This window comes from Hymenobacter sp. HDW8, from assembly GCF_011305775.1.
GTDB classification, from domain to species: Bacteria; Bacteroidota; Bacteroidia; order Cytophagales; family Hymenobacteraceae; genus Hymenobacter; species Hymenobacter radiodurans.
In genome coordinates, this window is record NZ_CP049907.1 from 2,406,137 (window position 1) to 2,427,422 (window position 21,286).

Sequence of the window (21,286 nt, forward strand, 5' to 3'; positions counted from 1 at the left end):
CTGCGCTTCATTATATGTTAGTCTTAGAGTGGAGCACGACGCAAAAGTACTAATACTTTCCATACCTCCAAGAGAAGATAAATTAATTTCATGTCACCGCAGTGTTGCCAACCTTAATTCATATGCTTAGTAAAACACATGCCAAATTTGTCTGCGACGGAAGTCAACTGCCTGAAAAATAAATTTTTACATCAACGCATCATTTACTTTCGACCACCTACTATAGTAAGCTCTTTATTCCTGTTCATTAACAAAACATTGAAAATCGACAACAGGCACGTTATTATTATAATACAATTTATTAAATTAGGGAGCTGTTCTGCTGTAGTACTTATATAGTATCAAGCGTCAGATGCGGAGCTTTTACCCTTGACCTGAACTGTTATTCATCCAATTGCGCAGTGTAAAACGCGGAACATGCATCATTACATATTGCTACTACTCTCAGCAATGTACAATAGGTTGGGACCTATATTTGCGCTCTGATTGCTGAGCCTTTCCTCGCTTTATTCTTTACGTATGAAAAAAATGATTGTGGCTTTGCTGGCAGGTAGCTTAAGTCTGTTTGCCTCACCAACTCAAGCCCAGGGCACTGCCCCATCCACCTCCATTGAGTACGGCGAAAAGGTGCATGTGGAAGATGGCAGCGCTATTACTCTCTATAATCACGCGCTATCGTGGACCCAGGAAAAATTTCCGTACAAGCCTAAAACCGATATACAGGTCAATCCGGAAACGAAGGAAATCAGCTTAACGGGTACGAGTAAAATTAAGATGGCGGCGGCCAAAGCCTCCGGGCCTGATCAGGAGCGCATATTGCACTTCAACTTCCAGTTTCGGGCAACTGAGCAGGGCTATAGCTATAGTGTAGGCACTTTTCGGGTGGTACCAGAGGAAAAAGAGCCCACCGTTATGGTGCTTCTAGAGGAATATGTAAAGCAGCTTGGTCAGGACCGCGCCAATGCACGTACGCGCAACGACCGGCGTGTAACGGCCCAAGCCAATGCCATTGCCAGCGATGTGGCGTCGGCCTTTCGGTCTTACATGAACAGCCAGCCTGTAGTCAAAGACGGAGAAGTAGGCTTACCTCCTGATGGTGAAGAATAGCCAGCCGAACTGCTGCCAAAGGCATGAAAAAGCCCCCCGTTACTAACCCAGGGACTTGGTAGCCAAGCCAAGCGCACAACTGCTATAAGGATAAAAACACTCTATGGCGCCGTAGCAAGAGCGAGTATAGGCAACAAAATGCTCCTACCGCCTGAATTTAGATTACAGCCAGATTGAGGAATTCTATTAGTTATTGAATTTCCCGCTATATGCGCATTATAGCAAGGCTGCTAAAAGCAGAAAGCCGCGTTGCAGCGCGGCTTTCTATTCCCTTCCATATTCACTCGAAATAATGAATACAAAAGTAATGCCTTAATTTATTTATAATTATTTTAATATTAATTTGCTCCATCTTTACTCCTACAGTTAGCATTGCATACTTCTCTTGGTAGCTACTGGAGGCAGTGCTTTAGTTTACCGGACCATCATCCACCCGGGCTTCTATTGCGCTTTGCACTGAAGTTGATACAGCCGACAGCAGGTCGTAGCCCGTTGCTTTTTCAATGGCATCTACGGAGGTGCGATACGCGCCCCACTCCGAGTTTAGGTTGTTGGTATTAGGAGTATTGACAGCAATAACACGCGTGTCAGCCGTGACGCGGCTCACATCGTTGCCGCCAGCCGGAAGCACTACAATTACCTTCCATATGCGGTTGGGGACCGTTATTTTACCCTCCGCTATAGTATTTGCTGCGCCATCGGAGCCAGTGCCGCCCCTGCCGTAGCTTCCACAAATGATGTATAGCTCATTGCCCGAATCTGCGAGGGTACGACAGTAGTTTTCAAGGTCGGCCCAGGTGCGCTGATTGTTGGTAGGCGCCTGCGGTATAATATTGGTCATCAAGAAGGTAGCTGAATTATCGGCTACGGAGCCGGTGCGGTCGGCGGAGGGGCAGTTGTGGCCTCGGTCGAAACCTGAGCCAGTGTAGCTGGCGCTGGTAGCCCGAAACCAGCCGGTGGGCAGCGTGTTGTCGACCAAAAAATTATCCTGACGCGAGGCTTCCCCAAGCCATGCTTTACTCAAGTGCCAGCTTACCCAGTTGGGGGTGCCCCGGTCGCGGTGATATGACAGGGCATACTGAGGCTTTTCCAGCAGGTAATTGGTGTAGGAAGCAGGATCAGTAACCGCGCCGCTGGGATTGCCCATCGCCAGGGGATTGTCGCGGACTTCGGCAGGTGCAACGGAATCGTCGGAGCATGAAAGGGCAAAAATGCTGAGCAGGCTCATGCTCAGCCATCGAAAGAAAGTGTGCTTCATAGGAAACAAGGAGGGTAGGCCAGAACAAGAAACGGACATCAATTCACTAGCAAAGGTGCAACCTGTGAAGCCAACATATTGCTGCCGGTGTTGTAGGGCTAAACGTGTGAAGGTGTGAACTATATATAAGTGCTATCTCGAATTGCTTGGGGGGGCTTTTTAGAGGACGTAACGGCTTGCCCATCGAAATTAAGCGCAGGCGTAAGTTCCGCTTTAAGGCATTTCGATTTGTGACCCGCTACAATAAATACATTTGGTACGCTTTTCAACTCTCCGCAACACTTCCCCATGGCTGCTCCTGACGTTTTTTCGGTTGACACGCTTATTATCGGGGCAGGCCAGGCCGGACTAGCGGCGGCATATTATCTACAGCGCCGGGGCGTATCGTTCGTGATTGTGGATGAGCGAGCCGCCGTGGGTGACGTCTGGGCTTCTCGCTTTGAGGCATTGCGCTTGTTCTCACCAGCCTGGGCCAGCAGCTTGCCCGGCTTGGAGTGGCCGGGGGGCAAATTTCGCTACCCCACCAAAGACGAAGCGGCTGCTTACCTAGCCAGCTACGCAGAACACTTTCATTTCCCCATTCATCTTTCCCAGCGCGTCAGCAAAGTAACGCCAAACGCAAACGGCTACGCGATCAGTACTGTGGCCGGTGGGTGTTATCAGGCGCAGCGGGTAGTGATATGCACGGGAGCTTATAATGCCCCACGCCGGCCCGAATTTGCCCCCCAGCTTGCTTCTAATGTTGCTCAGCTCCACAGTAGCGACTACCAACGCCCGCAGCAGATAGCCGGCACCGGGCCAGTGGCAATAGTAGGCAGTGGCAACTCAGCCCTCCAGATTGCAGCTGATTTGGCCACAACCGGCCGCCCCGTGTACGCTGCCTTCGACGAACGCACTCCGGCTATGCCCAACAACATGCTGATGTGGGCGATGCTCATTGCTACCAGATTGCTCCGGGCATCGCGGCACTCCTTGGTGGGCGGACACATGATACAGCAGCCCGAACCCGTTGTAAGTGGCGACCTAGCCCGACTGCGCACTTTTTCCAATGCTCAGTTCATCGGGCGGGCGCTGGGCGTAGAGCCGGGGGGCATTTTGCGCGGTCGCCACGCCAATACGCCTGCGCTGGAAGCAGTGGTATGGGCCACGGGCTACGGACCCGATTTTAGCTGGATTGAAGCCCCCATTTTCGATGCTGCTGGTTACCCCAAACACTACCGTGGCCTCACCGCCACGCCGGGCCTGGCCTTCCTCGGCTTGCCGTGGCTCAACAGCCGAGGCTCAGCCCTGATGGGCGGTGTCGGCCGTGACGCAAGTTATGTGGTAGAGCAATTGCTCAAAGCGTAGCCAAAGCAACAAGTGGTTAGGTAGCAACTACCAGTGACTTCGATAATGGAAAAGATCAAAAAGCACATAATTATGCTGAAACCTGATGCTCAGTTCTGTGGTTCAAGAGAGTACATTTACTAACCGGTCCTGTTGCGTTGGCGTGTCGACCCCGGTTTTATTCCTCTCTCGCCCTAAACTCCCACTCGTATGTCTTTCCTTCTTTTTGTAGGGTTGATGATAGCTACTGCCCTCATCGCCCTCAACACTCTGGATAACCTTAAGGCTATGCTCAAGCCCCAGCCGATTCGGATTCCAAATCGCTAGGCAACGCTTGATTGCAAAGTTGTAAAAACGGTCCTTATTTCCTTGTAAGGACCGTTTTTTTGTTTGTCGCTCATAAAAAAAGCAGCCTCTGATATGACGAGGCTGCTTTTTTTATGAGCGACAAATTTATTGGGTCATCGAATGACTAGCTTTCGCATTTCACTGGCATTGTCCGATTCGAGCTTTACATAGTAAAGACCGCTGGCGAACTTGCTTAGATCAAGCGTTTTGGTGAAGCGACCATTCAATTCGGTCAATGATTCGCGGTAAATTACGGAGCCGATGACGTTTAAAATACGCAGCTCAGTTTTACGACCATTGAAGCCGTTGATATCAATATGAACGATACCCGTGCTGGGGTTGGGGTACACCAACACGTTTTTTTCATCAGCAGTCGGGCGACTAGCAGTAGTAGGACTGGCGGGCTGCGCATTGGCAGTCGGCGCGCTGGTACCCAGCGGCCCAAGCACCAAGGCGCAAAAACACAATAATAAGCGTAGAGTTTTCATCATATCAGACCGTTAGGCGATTGGCGCGGCGGTTAATTTTCTTAACGGTAGACGCTCAATTTGGTTTGCAAAGGTAGCTCATCAATTTTAACAAGATACATAAAATATAACTTATCTTCTATAAATAAAGGTCTCGGCCCTGTTTTTCACCATTTTATAGTCAAAAAAAATTTGGACGTTCTCATTATCGGTGGAGGGTTGGGGGGGCTTACGGCCGCTTTGGACTTAGTTGGTCGGGGGCACCACGTGGCGGTGGTGGAGCGCAAGCGCTACCCATTTCACAAGGTGTGCGGCGAGTATGTATCTAATGAAGTGCTGCCTTATCTGCGGCGGCTTGGCGTAGACCCAGCGATACTAAAGCCAGCCACCATCACGCAGTTTTTGCTCAGCTCGCCAGCGGGCCGCACGCTTACCGTTCCGCTCGATCTGGGCGGGTTTGGCGTGAGCCGCTACACGCTGGATTATTTCCTGTATCAGCAGGCTGAGGCACGCGGTGTAGAGTTTCACCAGGGCGCTACCGTGACGGATGTCACCTTCGAGGCTGACCAGCACCACGTAACCCTGGCCGATGGCCGGGTTTTACAGGCCCGCATTGTGCTGGGCGCGTACGGCAAGCGAGCCAACCTTGACCGCCAGTTACAGCGGCCGTTTTTCACCAGGCGTTCACCTTACCTGGGTGTCAAATACCACGTACGCCTCGACTTTCCGCGCAACCTGATTGCCTTGCACAACTTCGCCGATGGCTACGCGGGCATCTCGGCTATTGAAGACGATAAGTACTGCTTCTGCTATCTTACTACTCGACAGAACTTAAAGACTCACGGCACTATTCCGGCAATGGAAGAGCAAGTGCTGGCCCGTAATCCCCAGTTGGGGGGCATTTTACGGGATGCGGAATTTCTGTATCCGCAGCCGGAGGTTATCAACGAGATATCCTTCGCCCCCAAAAACTGCGTGGAAAACCATATCCTAATGTGCGGCGACGCGGCGGGCCTGATTACGCCACTCTGCGGCAACGGCATGGCCATGGCCATTCACGGCGCCCAAATAGCCAGCGCACACGTGCATGCGTTTCTGACGGGACAGCATACCAGGCCAGCGCTGGAAGCAACGTATCGACGGGAGTGGCAAGCGCACTTTGGGGGGCGTTTGCGGGTGGGGCGGGCCGTGCAGGGCCTTTTCGGCAGGCCTATTTTGAGCGAAGCGGCAGTGGTTGGCTTGCGCTACTGGCCGCGAGCCGTGCGCGCCCTCATGCGGCAAACGCACGGAGAGGTATTTTGAGATGAGTATTTCCGCCGGAAATCAAGTAGAGCAGACATTGAAAAACCTGATCCTCCGTCTCCTACGTAAGCATATCCAGGCTCTTTGATAGAGCTTTCAATCTGGCAAAAACTTGCACCGGCACCGGGGCGGTAATTTGCGTATACTTCGCTTAATGAGCAGCTACCTGTGTGCCATCGGCACAGCCAACCCTACCCATGTTATTCCGCAGCCCCAAATTGCCACCTTTATGGCCGAGGCCCTGCAACTCGACGACAACGAGGCACGCAAGCTGCGCGCGCTCTACCGCGTCACCGGCATTGGCCAGCGATACTCGGTTCTAGCTGATTATAGTCGCTCCAACGGTGACTTCGAATTCTTCCCCAACACTCCTGATTTAGAGCCGTTTCCGTCGGTAGGGCAGCGCATGGCGGTGTATCGGGAATGCGCGCTGCCCTTGTCGGTGCGGGCGGCGCAGGACTGTCTGCGGCAGGTGCCCGAAGTGACGCTGGCTAGCATCACGCACTTGATTACCGTGAGTTGCACGGGCATGTATGCCCCAGGCTTGGATCTGGAACTAGTTCAGAAGTTGGGCTTACGCTCTAATGTGCAGCGCACCTGCGTCAATTTTATGGGTTGCTACGCGGCCTTCAACGCGTTGAAACTGGCCGACGCTTTTTGCAAAGCCGATGCTGGCGCCAATGTGCTCATCGTAAGTACGGAGCTCTGTACCATTCATTTTCAGAAAAACCGGGAGGAAGACCACTTGGTGTCTAACGCCTTGTTTGGGGATGGATCGGCGGCGGCACTGGTGCGGGCCGTGCCAGCGGCGTCGGGTGCTAGCTTGGAGCTCGCGGCTTTTCATTGTGGGATTGAGCCTAACGGGCACGCTGATATGGCCTGGCACATCAACGACTTTGGCTTCGAGATGACGCTTTCTTCGTACGTGCCGCGCCTCATTCAGAAAGGCATTCGGGAGCTGACGGATGGATTGCTCGAAAACCTGCCGATTCAACTAACTGACATTCAGCACTTCGCTATTCATCCCGGCGGACGCAAAATTCTGGAAACCATCGAGCAGGAATTGGGGCTGACAACGCACGACAATCGCTTTGCTTACCAGGTGCTGCGTGACTACGGCAATATGTCGTCGGCGACGGTGCTGTTTGTGCTGCACGAGTTGCTTCAGTCGCTGACGGCAGCGGATAAGGAAGCGCCGGTGCTAAGCTTCGCCTTCGGGCCGGGCCTGACGCTGGAGGCTATGCTGTTGAAAGTGGCTTTTGGCGACAATTAATTTCGAGGAAAGCTTTCTGTTTGCTTCACCCGCATCCATTCATCAAAAAAGCCCCCAGTCGCATGAACCTCCGCCAGCGGGCCACCGAGCCCGAACTCATGGACGACCTGACTCTGGCCTCTGAGGCGTTGCGGCAAAATCTGGATGAGTTGGAAATCATTAATACCCGCTTGGGTGGCTACGGAGTCGTGACGGATGCGCTGGCCCGGCTGCGCGCTAAAATGCCCCCCAATCGGCCGCTGCGCCTCGCCGACCTGGGCAGCGGCGGCGGCGACACCCTGCGCTACATCGCTCGCTGGGCCAAGCGCCACCATATACCCGTGGAGCTGGTTGGCATTGATGCTAACCCGTTTATGCTGGATTACGCCACCGAAAAAAGTCAGGCTTACCCGGAAATAAGCTTCCTGCAACAGGACATTTTCGCGCCGGAATTTCGCGCCCAGCATTTTGACGTGATTACTTGCAGCTTGTTCTGTCATCATTTCACCGATCCTGAATTGGTTAGTCTGCTCAGCCAACTACACCAACAAGCTGGTTTAGCGGTGATTATTAATGACCTGCACCGGCACCCGGTAGCCTACCACAGCATCAAGTGGCTGACTCGGTTGTTTCGGGGTTCCTACTTGGTGCGAAATGATGCGCCATTGTCGGTGGCGCGGGCCTTCACCAAAGCCGACTGGCAGCGCATTCTGCAGCAGGCCAACATCGAGAGCTACGAGCTGAATTGGCGCTGGGCCTTTCGGTGGCAAGTGGTTATTTAGAAATACACCTCCTGCATTAGCCGAAAGGTGTTGGCGTGGGCTTCCACAATATCGGCGATGCGCTCGGAGTAGCCGCCACCCATGCACACCACTACCGGTAGTTGGTGTCGATGGCAGAGATTGAGCACAAATTGGTCGCGCTGACGGCAGCCTTCGCGGGTGAGGCCCAGATGGCCGAGCTTATCGGTAGCCAGCACATCAACGCCAGCTAGATAAAACACAAAGTCGGGCTGCACCTCATCTACTAAGCGCGGCAGCGTATCGGCCAGCAGTTTCAGGTACGTAGCATCATCGGTTTGGTCGGCCAGGGGCAGGTCAAAGTCCGATTGCTCTTTACGGTGCGGGTAGTTGCGGGCCCCGTGCATGCTGAAAGTGAATACCCGCGGCTCGTGCTGGAAAATAGCCGCTGTACCGTTGCCCTGGTGCACATCAAGGTCCACGATCAGGATTTTCTGAATAGCAAGTTCGTAAGCTAACAAGTAGTTAGCGGCGGCGGCTTGGTCATTGAGCAAGCAGAAACCCTCTCCCCGGTCGGCAAAGGCGTGGTGCGTGCCGCCCGCTATGTTCGCGGCTACGCCGTGTTGCAAAGCGCGGCGTGCGCACTCAATTGTGCCGCCCAAAATCGTGACTTCCCGCTCCATCAATTGCTCCGACCACGGAAAACCCGTGGCCCGCTCTTCCTGACGCGTAAGCTGCCCAAGCCGCAGACGCCGATAATAATCAGCAGTATGGGTGCGCAGAATTTCGACTGCGACAGGCGGCTGGGGGGCGAATATGTTGGCTTCCGTGATTGTGCCCTCGCGCAGAAGTTGCTCAGGCAGCAGCTCGTACTTGAGCATCGGGAAGCGGTGGCCAGCGGGCAGCGGGTGGGCATAAAGCGGCGCCCAGGCAATTGAAAGCATGCAATAGGTTATTAGTATGAAACTCGACCGTCATGCTGCGCGCCGCGCCGCATGACGGTCGCGGTAGCAAGATTATTACCATCGCATCAGCACGCAAGATGCTCCGCTCGGCATGACGGCCTAGCCTGCCACTTAGCAATGCAATTCCGTAACCTTTGTTAGCACTTGAGCACAAAAAAAGCCCCGCTACACGTAGCGGGGCTCGGCTTTAAGTGGGGCATACTGGGCTCGAACCAGTGACCCCTACCTTGTCGAGGTAGTGCTCTGAACCAACTGAGCTAATACCCCAAAGCCAACTGGCGGCGGCCGGAAAGAGTCAAATATACACGCCCAAACTATTGATGCTACCTGCTTTGGCAACAAATTTTTTCAACCTCCGCTGCGCCAGCGCGTAATCTGCAAGTGTAAAACCAAGCAAGCGCCTCCCATCCTGTTTTCTCTACAACCCAACTAGCGCTTTTTACCCCTTCGATTCACTTGTTCTGTTTTATGAAAAAATTACTCCTCCTCTTCACTTTTTGTGCTGCCGCTTTTTCTGCCTCCGCCCAGGATGGCCCGATTGGCGTGCGCTCTTCTACCGACTATGGCGTTGGCAGCAGCGACTCGCGCAACAATGGTTTCGGCATAAAAGCAGGCTTCAACCTGGCCGATTTGCGCGGTCAGGACAAAGACGCTTACCAAGATCTGGAAAGCCTCAAGTCGTACCACGCCGGCATATATGCCCAGTTTGCTTTGAACGAAAAATTCTCAATTCAACCAGAGTTCTTGTTTTCGCGCAAAGGATTTGATGCCCAGGCGTTTGACTTAGTAACTGGCCGGCCAGCCGGTAGCAAAGAGGAAACTCGCCTCGACTACCTGCAAGTGCCTGTGCTACTCGTTTACAATATCGTCGATAACGTCAGCCTCCACGTTGGTCCGCAGGTTTCATTGCTTGTAAACGCCAAGTACGCTGGTCGTGAGCGCAGCATTTCAGATGTTGGCCTCAATAGCCTGGAGTACGGCGTGGTAGGTGGCGTGGAAGCTCGCGTTGGTCCGGCCCGCCTTGGTGCCCGCTACGATCTGGGCTTGGCCGACATCTACAACGACCCGCAAGACGCTGGTGCCGATGCCTACGACAATGTAAAGAATGGCGTGTTCCAGGTGTATCTCGGCATCGGCATTTCTAACTAATCTGCCCCAATCACTCTTTCCAAAAAGGAAGCCCGTTGTGGCTTCCTTTTTTTGTGTCGTTTTCCTTGCTGTTCGCTATGCTGTTTGCTACCCTGCTCCTCGCCCTCCCCGATCCTGCCGACGCCCTGCCCCTGCTCAACCGTAGCCGAGAAATGCTGGCCGAGCGTGGCATGGGTGTGTTAGGAGCCTGGGCCCTGCTAAACTTGGTGGTGAGCGGCTACTTCGTAATGCACACCGATAAGCGCACTGAGTGGCACTACTTCCATCAGATGAACGTAGGCTGGAATATGGTGAATGTGGCGCTAGCGGTATACGGGATACTTAATGCCCATCCCAACCAAGTTGCTGGCATGACGCTGGCCGATAGCCTCACGGCTCAGTTCAACTTCGAAAAGATTCTGCTCTTCAATGCCGGCCTCGATGTGGCATATGTAGCTACCGGCAGCTGGCTTCGAGCCCGCGCCCTTTCCACCGACCGCCGCCCCGAGCGACTAGTTGGCTTTGGGCGCTCGTTGTGGGTGCAGGGGGCTTTTTTGCTGGGTTTTGATGTGTGTTTCTATTTCATCTACCACCAATTTGCGTCGCAGCTGCTGGCGCTTCTCGGATAGCCGGAACAGCCCACAAAAAAGCCCCCAGAAACACTCTGGGGGGCTTTTTACTTATCAACCAATTCTAAGTGGTTAGCGCGTGGCGTGTACGCCTTCTAATATCTCCTCGACAATCTTTTTGTTGAAAGCCGGAATATCGCTAGGGTTTCGGCTGGTGATGAGGCCTTTATCAACCACTACTTCGCTGTCTTCCCATAGAGCGCCGGCGTTTTTGAGGTCGGTTTTGATGCTGGGGTAGCTGGTCATTTTCTTACCGCGTACGAGGCCCGTTTCAATGAGGGTCCAGGGGCCGTGGCAGATGGCGGCCACTACCTTGCCTGAGTGCATGAACTCGGTCACGAAATCGACTACTTTTTGCTCCACGCGCAGCTTGTCGGGGTTAATTTGTCCCCCAGGCAGTACTAGTGCATCGTAGTCTTCTACGCGGGCCTCGCCGATGAGCTTGTCTACGCTCACCTTGTCGCCCCAATCGTCTTTGTCCCATCCCTTGATAGAGCCGCTTTTCAGCGAAATAACGTGGGTTTCGGCTCCCTCATTCTCCAGATATTTCTTCGGCTCCTCCAGCTCCGATTGCTCGAAACCGTCGGTGGCGACGATGGCTATTTTCTTTCCTTTTAGTTTATCACTTCCAAATAATGACATGGTTTCTAGATCTTTAGAGTACACAATACGCAAACAAAAAACCGGGCCGCGCAGAGCGGCTCCGGTTTAGGTTTAACGAAGAAAAAGCTCAACAGGTTATTCAGCGCTTTCCTTTTCGCCCCGCTCGCGCTTGAGCTGCTTGCGCACGTAGCGCACGCGCTCATCGAAGCCGTCGGGGTCGTATTCCACGTCTTCAATGTCCAGGGCATCGAGCATGTCCATTAGGGCGTCGGCGTGGTCGGTGCGGGTGGCGGTTCGCACATTGACAAAGGCCATTTCCGACCAAAGCAGTGCCTTCAAGCGAGCCCCATCCTCGCTCAGCATCTGCATTTCAACCACCAAGTTGGAGTTATCGAAATGAATAAGCTGGGTGCGAATAAGCACTATTTCGCCGTGGTTGGCGGGACGCAGATAGGCGATATGATGCTTGGTAATCACCCACCCGGCCTGCGACTCGCGAGCCAATTCGCCCAGGTTCAGGGCGTAGTGCTGGGTGGTGTGTTCCTCGCGGGCATTAAGGAAATAGTCGAGGTAGCGGGCATTGTTGAGGTGGCCCAGCATATCGCAATCCTGAAAGTGAATGCGATGCGTGGTTTCGGGCGTGCGAACCAAAGGCGAATTAGAAGCCATAAACGAGGCGGGCTGAGTGCTTATCAGGTATTGAGTGAAAGAAAAGTACGGTGCCCCTACCCTTGCGGCTGGGGTGAGCTACCGGGGCTAGGCAGCAAAAAAGAGTCGGCTACGACTTGGTGGGGGGCTTTTTTGCGCGCTTCGGTAGGGCTGTCAAACACGATAAGTACGTGCTTATCGTCGAGCACGGCCATACCCTCAGCCTTATCCTGACCCGAGGTAGGCCCGTGGCCGTGCGGTACATCGAAAAGGCGCTCCACCTTATCGGGACCGATGAGACTGTCCTGGGGATGCACCAATGCATTGGGCCAGCGGTACACGGCAATGGTGCCGTCGAGATCCATCGTAGGACCGGCCAGCATCAGAATATCCGGGCCAACTTGGCGCAACTCGCGCAGCCCCATTCCGCCCAAGGCCAGAAAGTGCTTTTTGTAATAGACCTGCTCGGCGCCATCTATTTTGTCGAGGCGCAAGCGGCCTTTTTTGTCTTCCTTCGGTAGCAGCTCTAGCACTATCGCCCAGCCCCGGAGAACGGGCCCGCGCAATCCTACAAACAGCCGCCCATCGGGGGCCGCCGCCAAGCCTTCAATATCAAAGCCGTTGTCCTTGCCCGGAATTTTAATGAATGGCTTCAGATGCGGGTCTTCCGACAGAAAGTCGAACAGCTCGTTGGCGTCGCTGTCGCTGTTGCTGTGCAGCTGCGATACAGTCAGCATTTTGGACGGATCGCTTGGGTGCGGCGCTTCTTTGTGCAGCTCGTAGTTGCCGGTTTTGGCGTTCAGCACCAGCGGAATACGCGCCAGCAAGTACCGGTTCGGCTCTTCTTCGATCTTGGCCAGCCGGGCGATTTGCTTGGCCGTATCCGTGTCTTTGTGGTCGGGCTTTTTGCGCTTCAGGCTATGTGAGCCGATCAGCCAGAGGTAGTTATCGGCCTCGCCCATGCCTTCAATATCAATCTCTTCGTCCTCATCGGAAGGTAGGTCGAGGAGGTCCGTAAGCTCATACGAGCAATGCTCGCCAAACTCGTGGGGGCCAACAAGGCGCAGGCGCTCGATGGTGGTGCGCTCATCGCAGCTCAGCCAGAGGTTATCGCCCGTGCGCAGCACCGTGGAGAGGCCATCGCGCACGTGTTTTTTGTCAGCATTAAAGCTGAGCTTCGGATGGAAATGGAGTGTGTAGGATTGGCGGCGCACAGCGAGGGGATGTAAGTAGTGGTGTGCAAACGGCGCCACCGGGGTAAGAGTTTTACCCTGGTAGCGCCGTTCTATACCAGTCACAGTGCCTACTGGTGTCTTATGACTTTTTCTTCTCGTCCTCAGCCGGTGGGCCCAGCACTTTCACCTTGTCCTCCTTGCTCAGGCCCGACACGATTTCGACGTTGATACCATCCGATAAGCCCGTCTTAATCATGCGCTTCTGGAACTGCTGGGGGCATTTTCGATCTCCACAAACACGCTGTCCTTATTAACTTTGCCAAACTGGAGCAGGCTTTCGCGAATGGCCAGCACGTCGTCGCGGCGGCCTAGTACGATATCGCCGTTGGCCGAATAATTAGCCCGCAGAAACTGTCCCGGCTTGAGGTTAAGACGAGCGCGCACTTGAAACTTGATGGCGCCTTCTTCCAACACCCCTTTCGGCGCAATGTATTCGAGCGTGGCCGGAAACGCTTGGTTCTCCAGCGCACCAATAGTCAGGTTCAGGTCCATGCCCTCGCGTACTTTGCCTACTTCGCTCTCGTCAATTTTGCCCTCAAACACGAGGCTTTTCATGTCGGCCACGGAGGCGATGGTGGTGCCTTCGTTGAAGTTATTACGCTCTACTACCGATGCCCCCACTTTAATGGGCACATCTAGTAGCAAGCCGGTGATGGTCGAACGAACCAGGTTCAAGGAGCCGCCGGTGTTGCGGGAGGCGCCGCGCTGAGCAATCTGGAGGTTACTTTCGGCCGCGTCCAAAGCCTGTTTCTTCGCCCGATAATCATTGAGGAAGCGTAGGTATTCCTGTTGGGCAATTACTTTTTGGTCGTAGAGTTTTTGCTGCCGATCCAGCTCCGTTTTGCTGGTTTCCAACGCAATACGCGCGGCCTGAATACCGGTTTGGGCGCTGTTGACGCTGGCGGCGTTGGCCACCGTACGGATACGGGCAATGAGCTGGCCTTCCTTCACGGGCTGCCCCGCCTCCACGTACAGTTCCTCCACAATTCCCGACACTTGGGGCTTGATCAGCACCTCCCGGCGCGGCACTATACTGCCCGTGGCCACCGTTTTCTTCACGATATCAGCGACGAACGGTTGCTCCGTTTTGTACACGATGGGGTCCACGTTGGCTTGGCGATAGAAGTAGTAGCCCAGCCAGCCGAAACCAGCCAACAGCAGTAAAACGATGAGAGCGAGGAAGAAGCGTTTCATGGGTAAAAGTTTGAATTAGTTATTCTGGGGGCAATTTCTGCCTTACTCATCCTTTAAAGCTACCACCGGCTGCACGCGGGCGGCAATACTGGCGGGCACCAATCCGGCTAGAGCACCAGCCGAAACCAGCAGCGCAATAGCCGTCAGCGCGACGCCGACATCTACCTGCGGATTGGCAAAAAAGCTCATCTGCTCACCCGCAATCATTTTATTAATACCCGCCATCAGCGCAGTACCGGCCAGCAGGCCCACCATACCAGCAGCGGCCGTCAGCACGATGCTTTCCTGCACAATCAAACTCACAATGCTCCAGGGCGTAGCGCCCAGCGCTTTCCGAATCCCGATTTCCTTGGTGCGCTCCTTCACCACAATTAGCATGATGTTGCTTACGCCGATAATACCGGCCAAAATAGTCCCGATACTCACCAGCCAGCTAAAACCTGATATGCCCGTGAACAAACCCTGCACGCGGGCATATTCCTCCTCCACATTGGCTGAGCCGAAGGCGCGGTCGTCGGTGGGCGCTACTTTGTGTTGGCGCCGCAGTACCTCTTTCACCTTCGTTTCCACGATGGCCGCCGGAATGCCGGGCTTCGGGATAAAAGCGAAGTAGTCTACCTTATTTACTTGGTTAAAAGCAAGTTGCAGCGTGGTAAGCGGCACAAAGATGGTCTGCGCATTCTCCTGAGCTTCTTCGGGCCGGCCACTGCCCTTAAACACGCCCACCACGCGAAAGTAGATCCCCTTGATGTTGATGTACTTACCCATGGGGTTGGCTCCCATGAAGAGCACATCCACCACCCGGTCGCCAATGATGGCCACTTTGCGCCGCTCCCTGATGTCCGTTTCGTTTACAAAGCGGCCTCGCTGCAAATCCAGAGCCTGAATAGCGGGGTAGCCAGGGTACTCGCCTTTCACCGCGAAGGCTCCACTTTTTGGTGGCACTTGCACGGTAAAGGTGCCGTGCAGCTCACAGCGCGGCAAAATGAACGCGGCTTCGGGCACCTGGCGCTCAATGGCCCGCACGTCGTCGTTGGTGAGCTGAATAAACCGGCCTGCCTTGAGGCCCATGTAGGGCACACTGGTGCGCTGGGTCCAAACAAAAACGGCGTTTTTGGCTACGTCAAACTCCTGCTCTACTCCGTTGCGGAAGCCCTTGCCCGCGCCCAGCAGCACTACCAGCATAAAGATTCCCCAGAACACGCCGAACGCCGTGAGCCCCGTACGCAGCTTGTGCCGCCGTATGGTGCTCCAGATTTCGCTCCATTTATCTAGGTCGAACATGGTTTTCGGGAATGATGCTAGGCTCCAGGTGAATTGTTGAGAAGACGCGGGGGGCTTTTTTTGCGACCCCATCAAAACGCAAACTAAAAGTCTGCGCTACACTCTATTCGGCTCTTAAGGCTTCAATAGGTTTCACATTAGCTGCTTTCATAGCGGGTACCAAACCGGCAATGGCCCCGGCAATTACCAGCAGCAGAATAGCACTGATGGCCACCGTCACATCGACTTCCGGCCGGTCGAAGTAGGAGGTAGTGCCGCCGGCTTGGTCCAGCGCGTAGCGCACCGCATCTAGCACGGCCACGCCGGCCAGCAGCCCCAAGTAGCCCGATAAGCCCGTAATGACCACCGACTCTTGCAGAATCATGCTGATAATGCTCCAAGGAGTAGCACCCAGAGCCTTGCGCACCCCGATTTCACGGGTGCGCTCCTGCACAATAATGAGCATAATGTTGCTCACGCCAACCACGCCCGCTACCAGCGTAAGCACACCAATAATGGACACAAACAGCTTAATACCAGTGAATAATCCCTGAAAACGCTGTACTTCCTCTTCGTTGTTCTCTAGGTTAAGCGCTTCCTTATCGGTAGGGTCAAACTTGTGGCGGGTAGCCAGCAGCACGCGCACCTGATCTTCGACCTGTTTTACCGGAATACCCGCGTGCGTCGTCAGGCCCATAAGCTGCACCTGATTGTATTGATTGAATGTCGTTTGGAAAGTGCTGAATGGCGTGTATGCCCGTTCCTCGTTGCGGCCTTGGTTCTGAGTGTTGGTGAAGGTGCCCACGATCTTGAAGAAAACGCCTTTCACCTGCACGTACTGGCCCAAAGCCGACTCATCACCAAAAAGCACCTTGCGCACCTTTTCGCCCAGAATCATCACTTTACGCCGCTCAATCACGTCCATCGGGTTCAGCAAGCGACCCGAATGAAGCACTTCACCGTTCAGCTCAAAGAAGTCGGCACTGGCCCCAAACACTTGGTACGAGCCGTTTTTGGTGCCCCGCATAATGGTGTACTCGCCAAAAAGCCGGTTGCGGGTGGCCAGCAGCTCCACGCCATCTATCTGGCGGCGAATAGCATCCTGATCAACGTTGGTGAGCTTGATCTCGCGACCGGGCTTGAGGCCATTATAGGGTATAGACGTTTTGCCACCGCTGATATACAGGCTGTTGCGAGCCCCGGAGCCAAACTCTTTGAAGATGCCGTTCTCCATTCCCTTGCCCGCGCCCAGCAACAGTACCAGCATAAAAATACCCCAAAACACCCCAAACGCAGTCAGGAAGGTGCGCAGCTTGTTGCGGCGCATCGTGCCCAGAATTTCCTGCCATTTGTCGATGTCGAACACGGCTTTTGAGGCTGCTTTATGACGTACTGTGGAAATTAATTTGTCGGTGACACTAATGAGCCGACGTATGGCCTGCTGGGGGGCTTTTTTAGCCCTACTTGCAGCTCTGACGCACTTTTTCTAAACGCTGCATCACGTTCTTAACTACCGTTTCGTTAGTAGTGTATAGGGGCAAATCGAAGGTGATACTATCGCCGCCTTTTTTCTGACTTTTGATTTTCAGCTCGTAGTAGCTCTGATCGTCGTCATCCGTTTCCCGCTCGTAGCTCAGGCCTGTTACGTTGGCCCATTCAAAGTCGAGCTTCATTTCAAATACGCCGTCTTTGAGCTTCACGCCCCAGCCTGAGTCGCCCTTGCTATAGCTCACCGACACCGGCTGCGACATCTCCACATCGGCTTTGTTATCACGAATTATCTGCTGGGCGTGGCAGCCACTGAGCGCAAACTGCAAGTCCTGATGCGGCTTCTTAGGATTGCGCATCAGCTGAGTTATCTGCTTGGACAACGCTTGCTTGTCTACAGTGCCAGATACGTTCTTCGAAACGTTGGTCGTAACCTGCGCCTGGGCGGTGCCAGCCAGCAGTAGCATTACCCAAATCAGTAAGTTCTTTTTCATAGCTCAGAAAGGTTAGCGCGTTTGTTCTGTAGGGTAAGACGTGAGTGGCTAGAGTTGCTTGATTAACGAACTCGCTCTAGTCGCGGGGTTTGTATGCTAGCTGATGAAGCGCTGAGCTGCCAGCATCTCCTCATCCGTGCCTTGTTCATCATCTATCACCAGCCCGTCGCGCACCCGGATTACGCGGCTGGTTTGGGCGGCAATGTCGTTTTCATGGGTTACGATGATAACCGTCATGCCCTCGCGGTTTACCTGCTTAAAAATGTCCATCACCTCCTGGGTGGTGTGGGTATCGAGGGCGCCCGTGGGTTCGTCGGCCAGAATGAGCTTGGGTTGGCTGATAAGGGCGCGAGCAATAGCCACGCGCTGTTTTTGCCCCCCAGACAGCTCGCTGGGCAAGTGGTCGGCGCGGTCGAGCAGGCCCACGCGGTCGAGGTACTCGAGAGCCATGCGGTTGCGCTCCTTGCGCCCTATTTTCTGATAGTAGAGCGGTAAGGCCACGTTTTCCATGGCATTTTTAAAGCTCAGCAGATTAAACGACTGAAACACGAACCCCAAAAACTGATTGCGATACTGCGCCGCCCGCGTCTGCGAGAGGTTGCGGTCGATGCGGTTGCCCGCCAGCCGATATTCCCCACTGTCGTAGTCGTCGAGAATCCCCAGAATGTTGAGCAACGTGCTTTTCCCCGACCCCGACGAGCCCATAATACTCACCAGTTCGCCTTCCCGAATGTGCAGGTCAATGCCTTTGAGGACGGTTAGTCGGTTGGGACCTACTTCGTAGCTTTTACGGATATCGCGCAACTCAATCATAGCAGGGAGAGCAAAAACCGGGTTAAGTGCCTAACCTAGTAGTGGGCAATACAAAGTAGAATACTTTTCTTCAGATTTCAAAGACACTTTCATATCAATTTATGAATAAGCTCTGATAACCAGCGCCTTTGCTTTTCTAATGCGTGCCGAGTAGCTTGAAAGATGCAGGTAATGGACCAACGGTTGCCTCAGAAAAAAAGAAGCGCCGACCAGAGCAACGATATTCTCTATTTTTCCGAGTCTTCATCTCACATTTATCTCGCCTCATAAAATGAATAAGCCAAAAAAGCCCCCCAGCATCACGCTGGGGGGCTTTTTTAGATAGGTTGTCATGCTGAGCCTGTCGAAGCATTTCTACTGCTTCAGTAGGCTCACCATGACAACCTCATTTTCTTGTTTTGCGCATCTTATCTAGCGTCCACCGCCCGACTTGCGAGACTGCATTTCGGCTTGCATTGCCCGCTTTTTGGTTTGGTACTGTTGGTATTGAGTCGGCGTGAGTACTTGCTTGAGTTGGCCTTCGGAGCGAGCATTAATGGCTTTCAGGTCAGTCATCAGGGCCGTGCGGTCGGCACCGTGCTTTTTCTGGGCGTCATTCACCTGCTCTACCGTGGAAGTTAGGATGGCGCGTACTTTCACTTGCTGATCGGGGAGCAGTTTTAGCTCGTCGGTCATTACGTCGGTCAGGTCGCGGGCAGCACGGCGCTCAACGGGCGCGGCTGGGGCAGGCGCCGGGGCAGCGGTGGTCGTCGTGGGGGCGTTAGGAATGTTCGCCTTTTTGCGACGGGCACAGCTAAACGTAGTGGCCATCAGCAAGGCCAGAGCAAGTAAGAAGGGAGCGGAACGCATGGGACAAAAGGTAGGAGTGTGCCCTGCATACGCGAAAATCCGGCAAATGGCCATCTCCTCCCTCCTACTACGGATAGTTGCCCCTGCGCTACTTACCAGAATCTACTCACTAACGGCCAGTTGCTGCCTCGTTTTTGCACCATTAGCTACCAAACCAGCCTTAATTTCCTGGGCCGTGTAGTGAGCCAGCGCCATAATAGTCAGCATTGGATTGACGCCGCTACAGGCGGGAAATGCCGAGCCATCGGCCACGTACAGGTTACTGACCTCGTACGTTTCGCCGCTGGGTGACAACGGATGCGTTGCGCGCACGCCGCCCATACGGCAGGTACTCATCTGATGGGCACTGTACAAGCTGAACTGGTTCGGTTTCCAGCCTAAGTGCGGTAGCTTTTCCAGAACTTCGGGATTTTGAACCACGCCGTTCTGCGCGTGGAGTGTGGGCAAGGTTCCGTGAGGCAAATACACGGTATGCGCCCCGGCCGCTACGTGAATTTCAGCGGCGGCACGCACGCCTCGCAGCATCGTATTGCGGTCGAAAGCGCTGAGTACATAATCGACCAATGGAGCCCCGTGCTGATCAATTGTCACGCGGCCGCCATCCCGGTCGCGGGTCAGCACGATGAAGTTGCCGAGATGAGCGGCGTTGAGCATTAGCTGCTTATGCTGCTCACCCGATTGCCAAGGTAGCACCATCGCCATTAGACCCGCGTGGGCGGGGGGCGTTTCTAGCTTCACTCCGAAGTTGGTGCCATCGAGGCGGGTAAAGCAGTCGTTTACCACCGACATGCTCGGCCCGTGCCACGGGTTCATCAGCTGCGGATACAGACCTGAAACAGCCACCGTGGGGTGCAGATGCAGATGCTGACCAAGGTGCGGGTGCCGCAAACCGCTGCGCAAAAGCAGCGCCGGCGTCTGGATGGCGCCGCCCGCTACCACCACGCGCCGCGCCCGCACCGTCACGCGTATTTGCTGGCCGTCGGAGGTGGTATGCACAGCTTCGGCGCCAGTAGCCTGACCAGCCTGCACCGTCACGCGCTCCACGCGCGTATCGGCCAGTAGGCGGGCACCATGAGCGAAAGCCTGGGGTAAGTAGGTGTTTAAAGTGCCTTGTTTGATGCCGTACCGGTCTCCAAGAGTGGTGTAGCCAAGGCCTTGAAAGTGCTCCTCTGAATCGGTAAGGCCTTTTTCATTCCTTGGAATAAGCTTTGTGCTCTGCCCCAATTTGGCCGAGCCGTCCAGTAAGGCTTGGTTCTGACCATTGTGCCGAGTGTAGTCAGTGTTTACACTCAGGGCTCGGCTCACAGCGTCGAGGCTGTTTTTGAATTCGGCAGACGTAAAGTGAGGTGCCTGGTGCTCGCGGGCCCATTCTTCCAGCACATAATCGGGAGTGCGAAACGAACCGGCCCAGTTGACGGTAGTGCCGCCGCCCAGGCAGCTACCAGCCAACAATGCTACGCCACCATCCTGAGTGCTGAGTGCGCCGCGGGCATCGTAGAGCTGACCCATCATGTCTACTTCGCGCTGGGTAAAGTCGCAGCCGTGGCAGTAGGGGCCTTTTTCGAGTACCAGAACGTCATGGCCAGTCGCAGCCATCTCCGCCGCCACCACCCCGCCGCCGGCTCCACTGCCTATCACCAGCACGTCGCAGTCGTAGGTGACGTCGGTGGTGGGGCGCAGGGTTTTAAGAGGTTTCGAGGAGTCTACCACGGCATCGGGGAGTGGGCCAGGGTAGCCCAGCGCCGCCCAGGTAGCATTGCCTTTTTCCGCCGATGACGAACCGTAAAAAAGGAATGTGAGCAGCTTACGCAGCGCATGAAAGCCTTTGCGCAACTGTGGCACATTACTTCCCGCCCAGCTTTGCAGCATCTGCTGGCGCTGGGCCGCATCCAGACGCACAAAGGGTTTGAGCGGCCCAAACCAAGTGAGTCCTAAAGCTGGGTTTTCCAGCAGCTTCAACAGTTGCTTAAACTCCTGCTGAGCCCCTTCCGGTTGAGCCGAAATAGCAGCAAAAGCTTTGTCGACATCTATGCCCTGGGAGCCATGCTGGGCCCAGAACTCTGCCTTCTCAGTTTTGCCTTCAATGCTTGGGATGAATGTATCGGCGAGGGCATTAAGAAGAACGCGGTGGGCAGGAGTGGGATTCATAATCAATTCAGAAGCAAACGGTTAATCTC

General features: G+C 54.4%; 20 protein-coding genes and 1 tRNA gene. 7 read left to right on the plus strand and 14 right to left on the minus strand.

The window, feature by feature from the left end; all coding sequences use genetic code 11:
- Positions 1-519: 519 nt before the first annotated feature.
- Positions 520-1,107 carry a DUF4468 domain-containing protein gene (locus tag G7064_RS10020; RefSeq protein WP_166073462.1) on the plus strand — a complete coding sequence of 196 codons (588 nt, stop codon included), beginning with the start codon at positions 520-522 and terminating at the stop codon, positions 1,105-1,107.
- A gap of 409 nt (positions 1,108-1,516) precedes the next feature.
- On the opposite strand, the gene G7064_RS10025 is transcribed toward G7064_RS10020, so the two are convergent.
- Positions 1,517-2,365, minus strand: a complete 849-nt coding sequence (locus G7064_RS10025) for a DNA/RNA non-specific endonuclease (RefSeq protein ID WP_166073463.1) — start codon at positions 2,363-2,365, stop codon at positions 1,517-1,519.
- Between the two features lie 288 nt (positions 2,366-2,653).
- Between G7064_RS10025 and G7064_RS10030 the strand changes: the two genes are divergently transcribed.
- Entirely contained in the window at positions 2,654-3,712 is a 1,059-nt protein-coding gene (locus G7064_RS10030; protein ID WP_166073464.1) for a flavin-containing monooxygenase, read from the plus strand.
- 440 nt (positions 3,713-4,152) lie between these two features.
- Here the strand turns inward: G7064_RS10030 and G7064_RS10035 are convergent, their stop codons facing one another.
- Positions 4,153-4,530 carry a T9SS type A sorting domain-containing protein gene (locus tag G7064_RS10035; protein WP_133271466.1) on the minus strand — a complete coding sequence of 126 codons (378 nt, stop codon included), beginning with the start codon at positions 4,528-4,530 and terminating at the stop codon, positions 4,153-4,155.
- 168 nt (positions 4,531-4,698) lie between these two features.
- On the opposite strand from G7064_RS10035, the gene G7064_RS10040 reads away from it, so the two are divergent.
- From G7064_RS10040 to G7064_RS10050, 3 genes are all read left to right on the plus strand, one after another.
- Positions 4,699-5,808 carry an NAD(P)/FAD-dependent oxidoreductase gene (locus G7064_RS10040; RefSeq protein WP_166073465.1) on the plus strand — a complete coding sequence of 370 codons (1,110 nt, stop codon included), beginning with the start codon at positions 4,699-4,701 and terminating at the stop codon, positions 5,806-5,808.
- Positions 5,809-5,962: 154 nt separating this feature from the next.
- Positions 5,963-7,081, plus strand: a complete 1,119-nt coding sequence (locus G7064_RS10045) for a type III polyketide synthase (RefSeq protein ID WP_166073466.1) — start codon at positions 5,963-5,965, stop codon at positions 7,079-7,081.
- Between the two features lie 62 nt (positions 7,082-7,143).
- Positions 7,144-7,842, plus strand: coding sequence for a methyltransferase domain-containing protein (locus tag G7064_RS10050; RefSeq protein ID WP_240731590.1), 699 nt, complete (start codon positions 7,144-7,146; stop codon positions 7,840-7,842).
- On the opposite strand, the gene G7064_RS10055 is transcribed toward G7064_RS10050, so the two are convergent.
- Positions 7,839-8,744: a histone deacetylase gene (locus G7064_RS10055; protein WP_166073467.1), complete on the minus strand. Its 906-nt coding sequence runs from the start codon at positions 8,742-8,744 to the stop codon at positions 7,839-7,841. The two genes, G7064_RS10050 and G7064_RS10055, sit on opposite strands and share 4 nt — an antisense overlap.
- Positions 8,745-8,957: 213 nt before the next feature.
- Positions 8,958-9,032 (minus strand) — tRNA-Val (locus G7064_RS10060).
- A gap of 201 nt (positions 9,033-9,233) precedes the next feature.
- Between G7064_RS10060 and G7064_RS10065 the strand changes: the two genes are divergently transcribed.
- Both G7064_RS10065 and G7064_RS10070 read left to right on the plus strand, forming a co-directional pair.
- Positions 9,234-9,914 (plus strand): porin family protein, encoded by a 681-nt coding sequence (locus G7064_RS10065; RefSeq protein WP_133271463.1) that lies wholly within the window; start codon positions 9,234-9,236, stop codon positions 9,912-9,914.
- Positions 9,915-9,967: 53 nt separating this feature from the next.
- The gene (locus G7064_RS10070) at positions 9,968-10,522 is read left to right on the plus strand and encodes a DUF6992 family protein (RefSeq protein ID WP_166073468.1); all 555 of its coding nucleotides are present in this window, start codon (positions 9,968-9,970) and stop codon (positions 10,520-10,522) included.
- A 72-nt stretch (positions 10,523-10,594) separates the two neighbouring features.
- On the opposite strand, the gene G7064_RS10075 is transcribed toward G7064_RS10070, so the two are convergent.
- The 10 genes from G7064_RS10075 to G7064_RS10120 all read right to left on the minus strand — a co-directional run bounded on the left by G7064_RS10075 (position 10,595) and on the right by G7064_RS10120 (position 21,257).
- Positions 10,595-11,164: a type 1 glutamine amidotransferase domain-containing protein gene (locus G7064_RS10075; RefSeq protein ID WP_133274576.1), complete on the minus strand. Its 570-nt coding sequence runs from the start codon at positions 11,162-11,164 to the stop codon at positions 10,595-10,597.
- Positions 11,165-11,260: 96 nt separating this feature from the next.
- The gene (locus G7064_RS10080) at positions 11,261-11,794 is read right to left on the minus strand and encodes an acyl-CoA thioesterase (RefSeq protein ID WP_166073469.1); all 534 of its coding nucleotides are present in this window, start codon (positions 11,792-11,794) and stop codon (positions 11,261-11,263) included.
- A 56-nt stretch (positions 11,795-11,850) separates the two neighbouring features.
- A complete protein-coding gene (locus G7064_RS10085; RefSeq protein ID WP_240935437.1) occupies positions 11,851-13,071 on the minus strand; it encodes a DUF3616 domain-containing protein in 1,221 nt (406 codons plus the stop codon).
- A gap of 129 nt (positions 13,072-13,200) precedes the next feature.
- Complete coding sequence (locus tag G7064_RS10090; protein WP_240935438.1) at positions 13,201-14,202, minus strand: efflux RND transporter periplasmic adaptor subunit; 1,002 nt, start codon at positions 14,200-14,202, stop codon at positions 13,201-13,203.
- 42 nt (positions 14,203-14,244) lie between these two features.
- Complete coding sequence (locus G7064_RS10095; RefSeq protein WP_133271458.1) at positions 14,245-15,486, minus strand: ABC transporter permease; 1,242 nt, start codon at positions 15,484-15,486, stop codon at positions 14,245-14,247.
- 103 nt (positions 15,487-15,589) lie between these two features.
- On the minus strand, positions 15,590-16,831 hold the full coding sequence (locus G7064_RS10100) for an ABC transporter permease (RefSeq protein WP_166073470.1): 1,242 nt from the start codon (positions 16,829-16,831) through the stop codon (positions 15,590-15,592).
- 94 nt (positions 16,832-16,925) lie between these two features.
- Complete coding sequence (locus tag G7064_RS10105; RefSeq protein WP_166073471.1) at positions 16,926-17,447, minus strand: hypothetical protein; 522 nt, start codon at positions 17,445-17,447, stop codon at positions 16,926-16,928.
- A 96-nt stretch (positions 17,448-17,543) separates the two neighbouring features.
- Positions 17,544-18,260: an ABC transporter ATP-binding protein gene (locus G7064_RS10110; protein ID WP_133271455.1), complete on the minus strand. Its 717-nt coding sequence runs from the start codon at positions 18,258-18,260 to the stop codon at positions 17,544-17,546.
- A 411-nt stretch (positions 18,261-18,671) separates the two neighbouring features.
- Complete coding sequence (locus tag G7064_RS10115; protein WP_166073472.1) at positions 18,672-19,109, minus strand: hypothetical protein; 438 nt, start codon at positions 19,107-19,109, stop codon at positions 18,672-18,674.
- Between the two features lie 102 nt (positions 19,110-19,211).
- Positions 19,212-21,257, minus strand: a complete 2,046-nt coding sequence (locus G7064_RS10120) for an FAD-dependent oxidoreductase (protein WP_166073473.1) — start codon at positions 21,255-21,257, stop codon at positions 19,212-19,214.
- Positions 21,258-21,286: the final 29 nt, after the last annotated feature.

What these genes read in the sequence shown, in the direction of transcription:
- G7064_RS10020 (WP_166073462.1), top strand. Translation starts at nt 520, where the DNA reads ATGAAAAAAATGATTGTGGCTTTGCTGGCAGGTAGCTTAAGTCTGTTT.
- G7064_RS10025 (WP_166073463.1), bottom strand. Translation starts at nt 2,365, where the DNA reads ATGAAGCACACTTTCTTTCGATGGCTGAGCATGAGCCTGCTCAGCATT.
- G7064_RS10030 (WP_166073464.1), top strand. Translation starts at nt 2,654, where the DNA reads ATGGCTGCTCCTGACGTTTTTTCGGTTGACACGCTTATTATCGGGGCA.
- G7064_RS10035 (WP_133271466.1), bottom strand. Translation starts at nt 4,530, where the DNA reads ATGATGAAAACTCTACGCTTATTATTGTGTTTTTGCGCCTTGGTGCTT.
- G7064_RS10045 (WP_166073466.1), top strand. Translation starts at nt 5,963, where the DNA reads ATGAGCAGCTACCTGTGTGCCATCGGCACAGCCAACCCTACCCATGTT.
- G7064_RS10050 (WP_240731590.1), top strand. Translation starts at nt 7,144, where the DNA reads ATGAACCTCCGCCAGCGGGCCACCGAGCCCGAACTCATGGACGACCTG.
- G7064_RS10055 (WP_166073467.1), bottom strand. Translation starts at nt 8,744, where the DNA reads ATGCTTTCAATTGCCTGGGCGCCGCTTTATGCCCACCCGCTGCCCGCT.
- G7064_RS10065 (WP_133271463.1), top strand. Translation starts at nt 9,234, where the DNA reads ATGAAAAAATTACTCCTCCTCTTCACTTTTTGTGCTGCCGCTTTTTCT.
- G7064_RS10075 (WP_133274576.1), bottom strand. Translation starts at nt 11,164, where the DNA reads ATGTCATTATTTGGAAGTGATAAACTAAAAGGAAAGAAAATAGCCATC.
- G7064_RS10080 (WP_166073469.1), bottom strand. Translation starts at nt 11,794, where the DNA reads ATGGCTTCTAATTCGCCTTTGGTTCGCACGCCCGAAACCACGCATCGC.
- G7064_RS10090 (WP_240935438.1), bottom strand. Translation starts at nt 14,202, where the DNA reads ATGAAACGCTTCTTCCTCGCTCTCATCGTTTTACTGCTGTTGGCTGGT.
- G7064_RS10095 (WP_133271458.1), bottom strand. Translation starts at nt 15,486, where the DNA reads ATGTTCGACCTAGATAAATGGAGCGAAATCTGGAGCACCATACGGCGG.
- G7064_RS10105 (WP_166073471.1), bottom strand. Translation starts at nt 17,447, where the DNA reads ATGAAAAAGAACTTACTGATTTGGGTAATGCTACTGCTGGCTGGCACC.
- G7064_RS10110 (WP_133271455.1), bottom strand. Translation starts at nt 18,260, where the DNA reads ATGATTGAGTTGCGCGATATCCGTAAAAGCTACGAAGTAGGTCCCAAC.
- G7064_RS10115 (WP_166073472.1), bottom strand. Translation starts at nt 19,109, where the DNA reads ATGCGTTCCGCTCCCTTCTTACTTGCTCTGGCCTTGCTGATGGCCACT.
- G7064_RS10120 (WP_166073473.1), bottom strand. Translation starts at nt 21,257, where the DNA reads ATGAATCCCACTCCTGCCCACCGCGTTCTTCTTAATGCCCTCGCCGAT.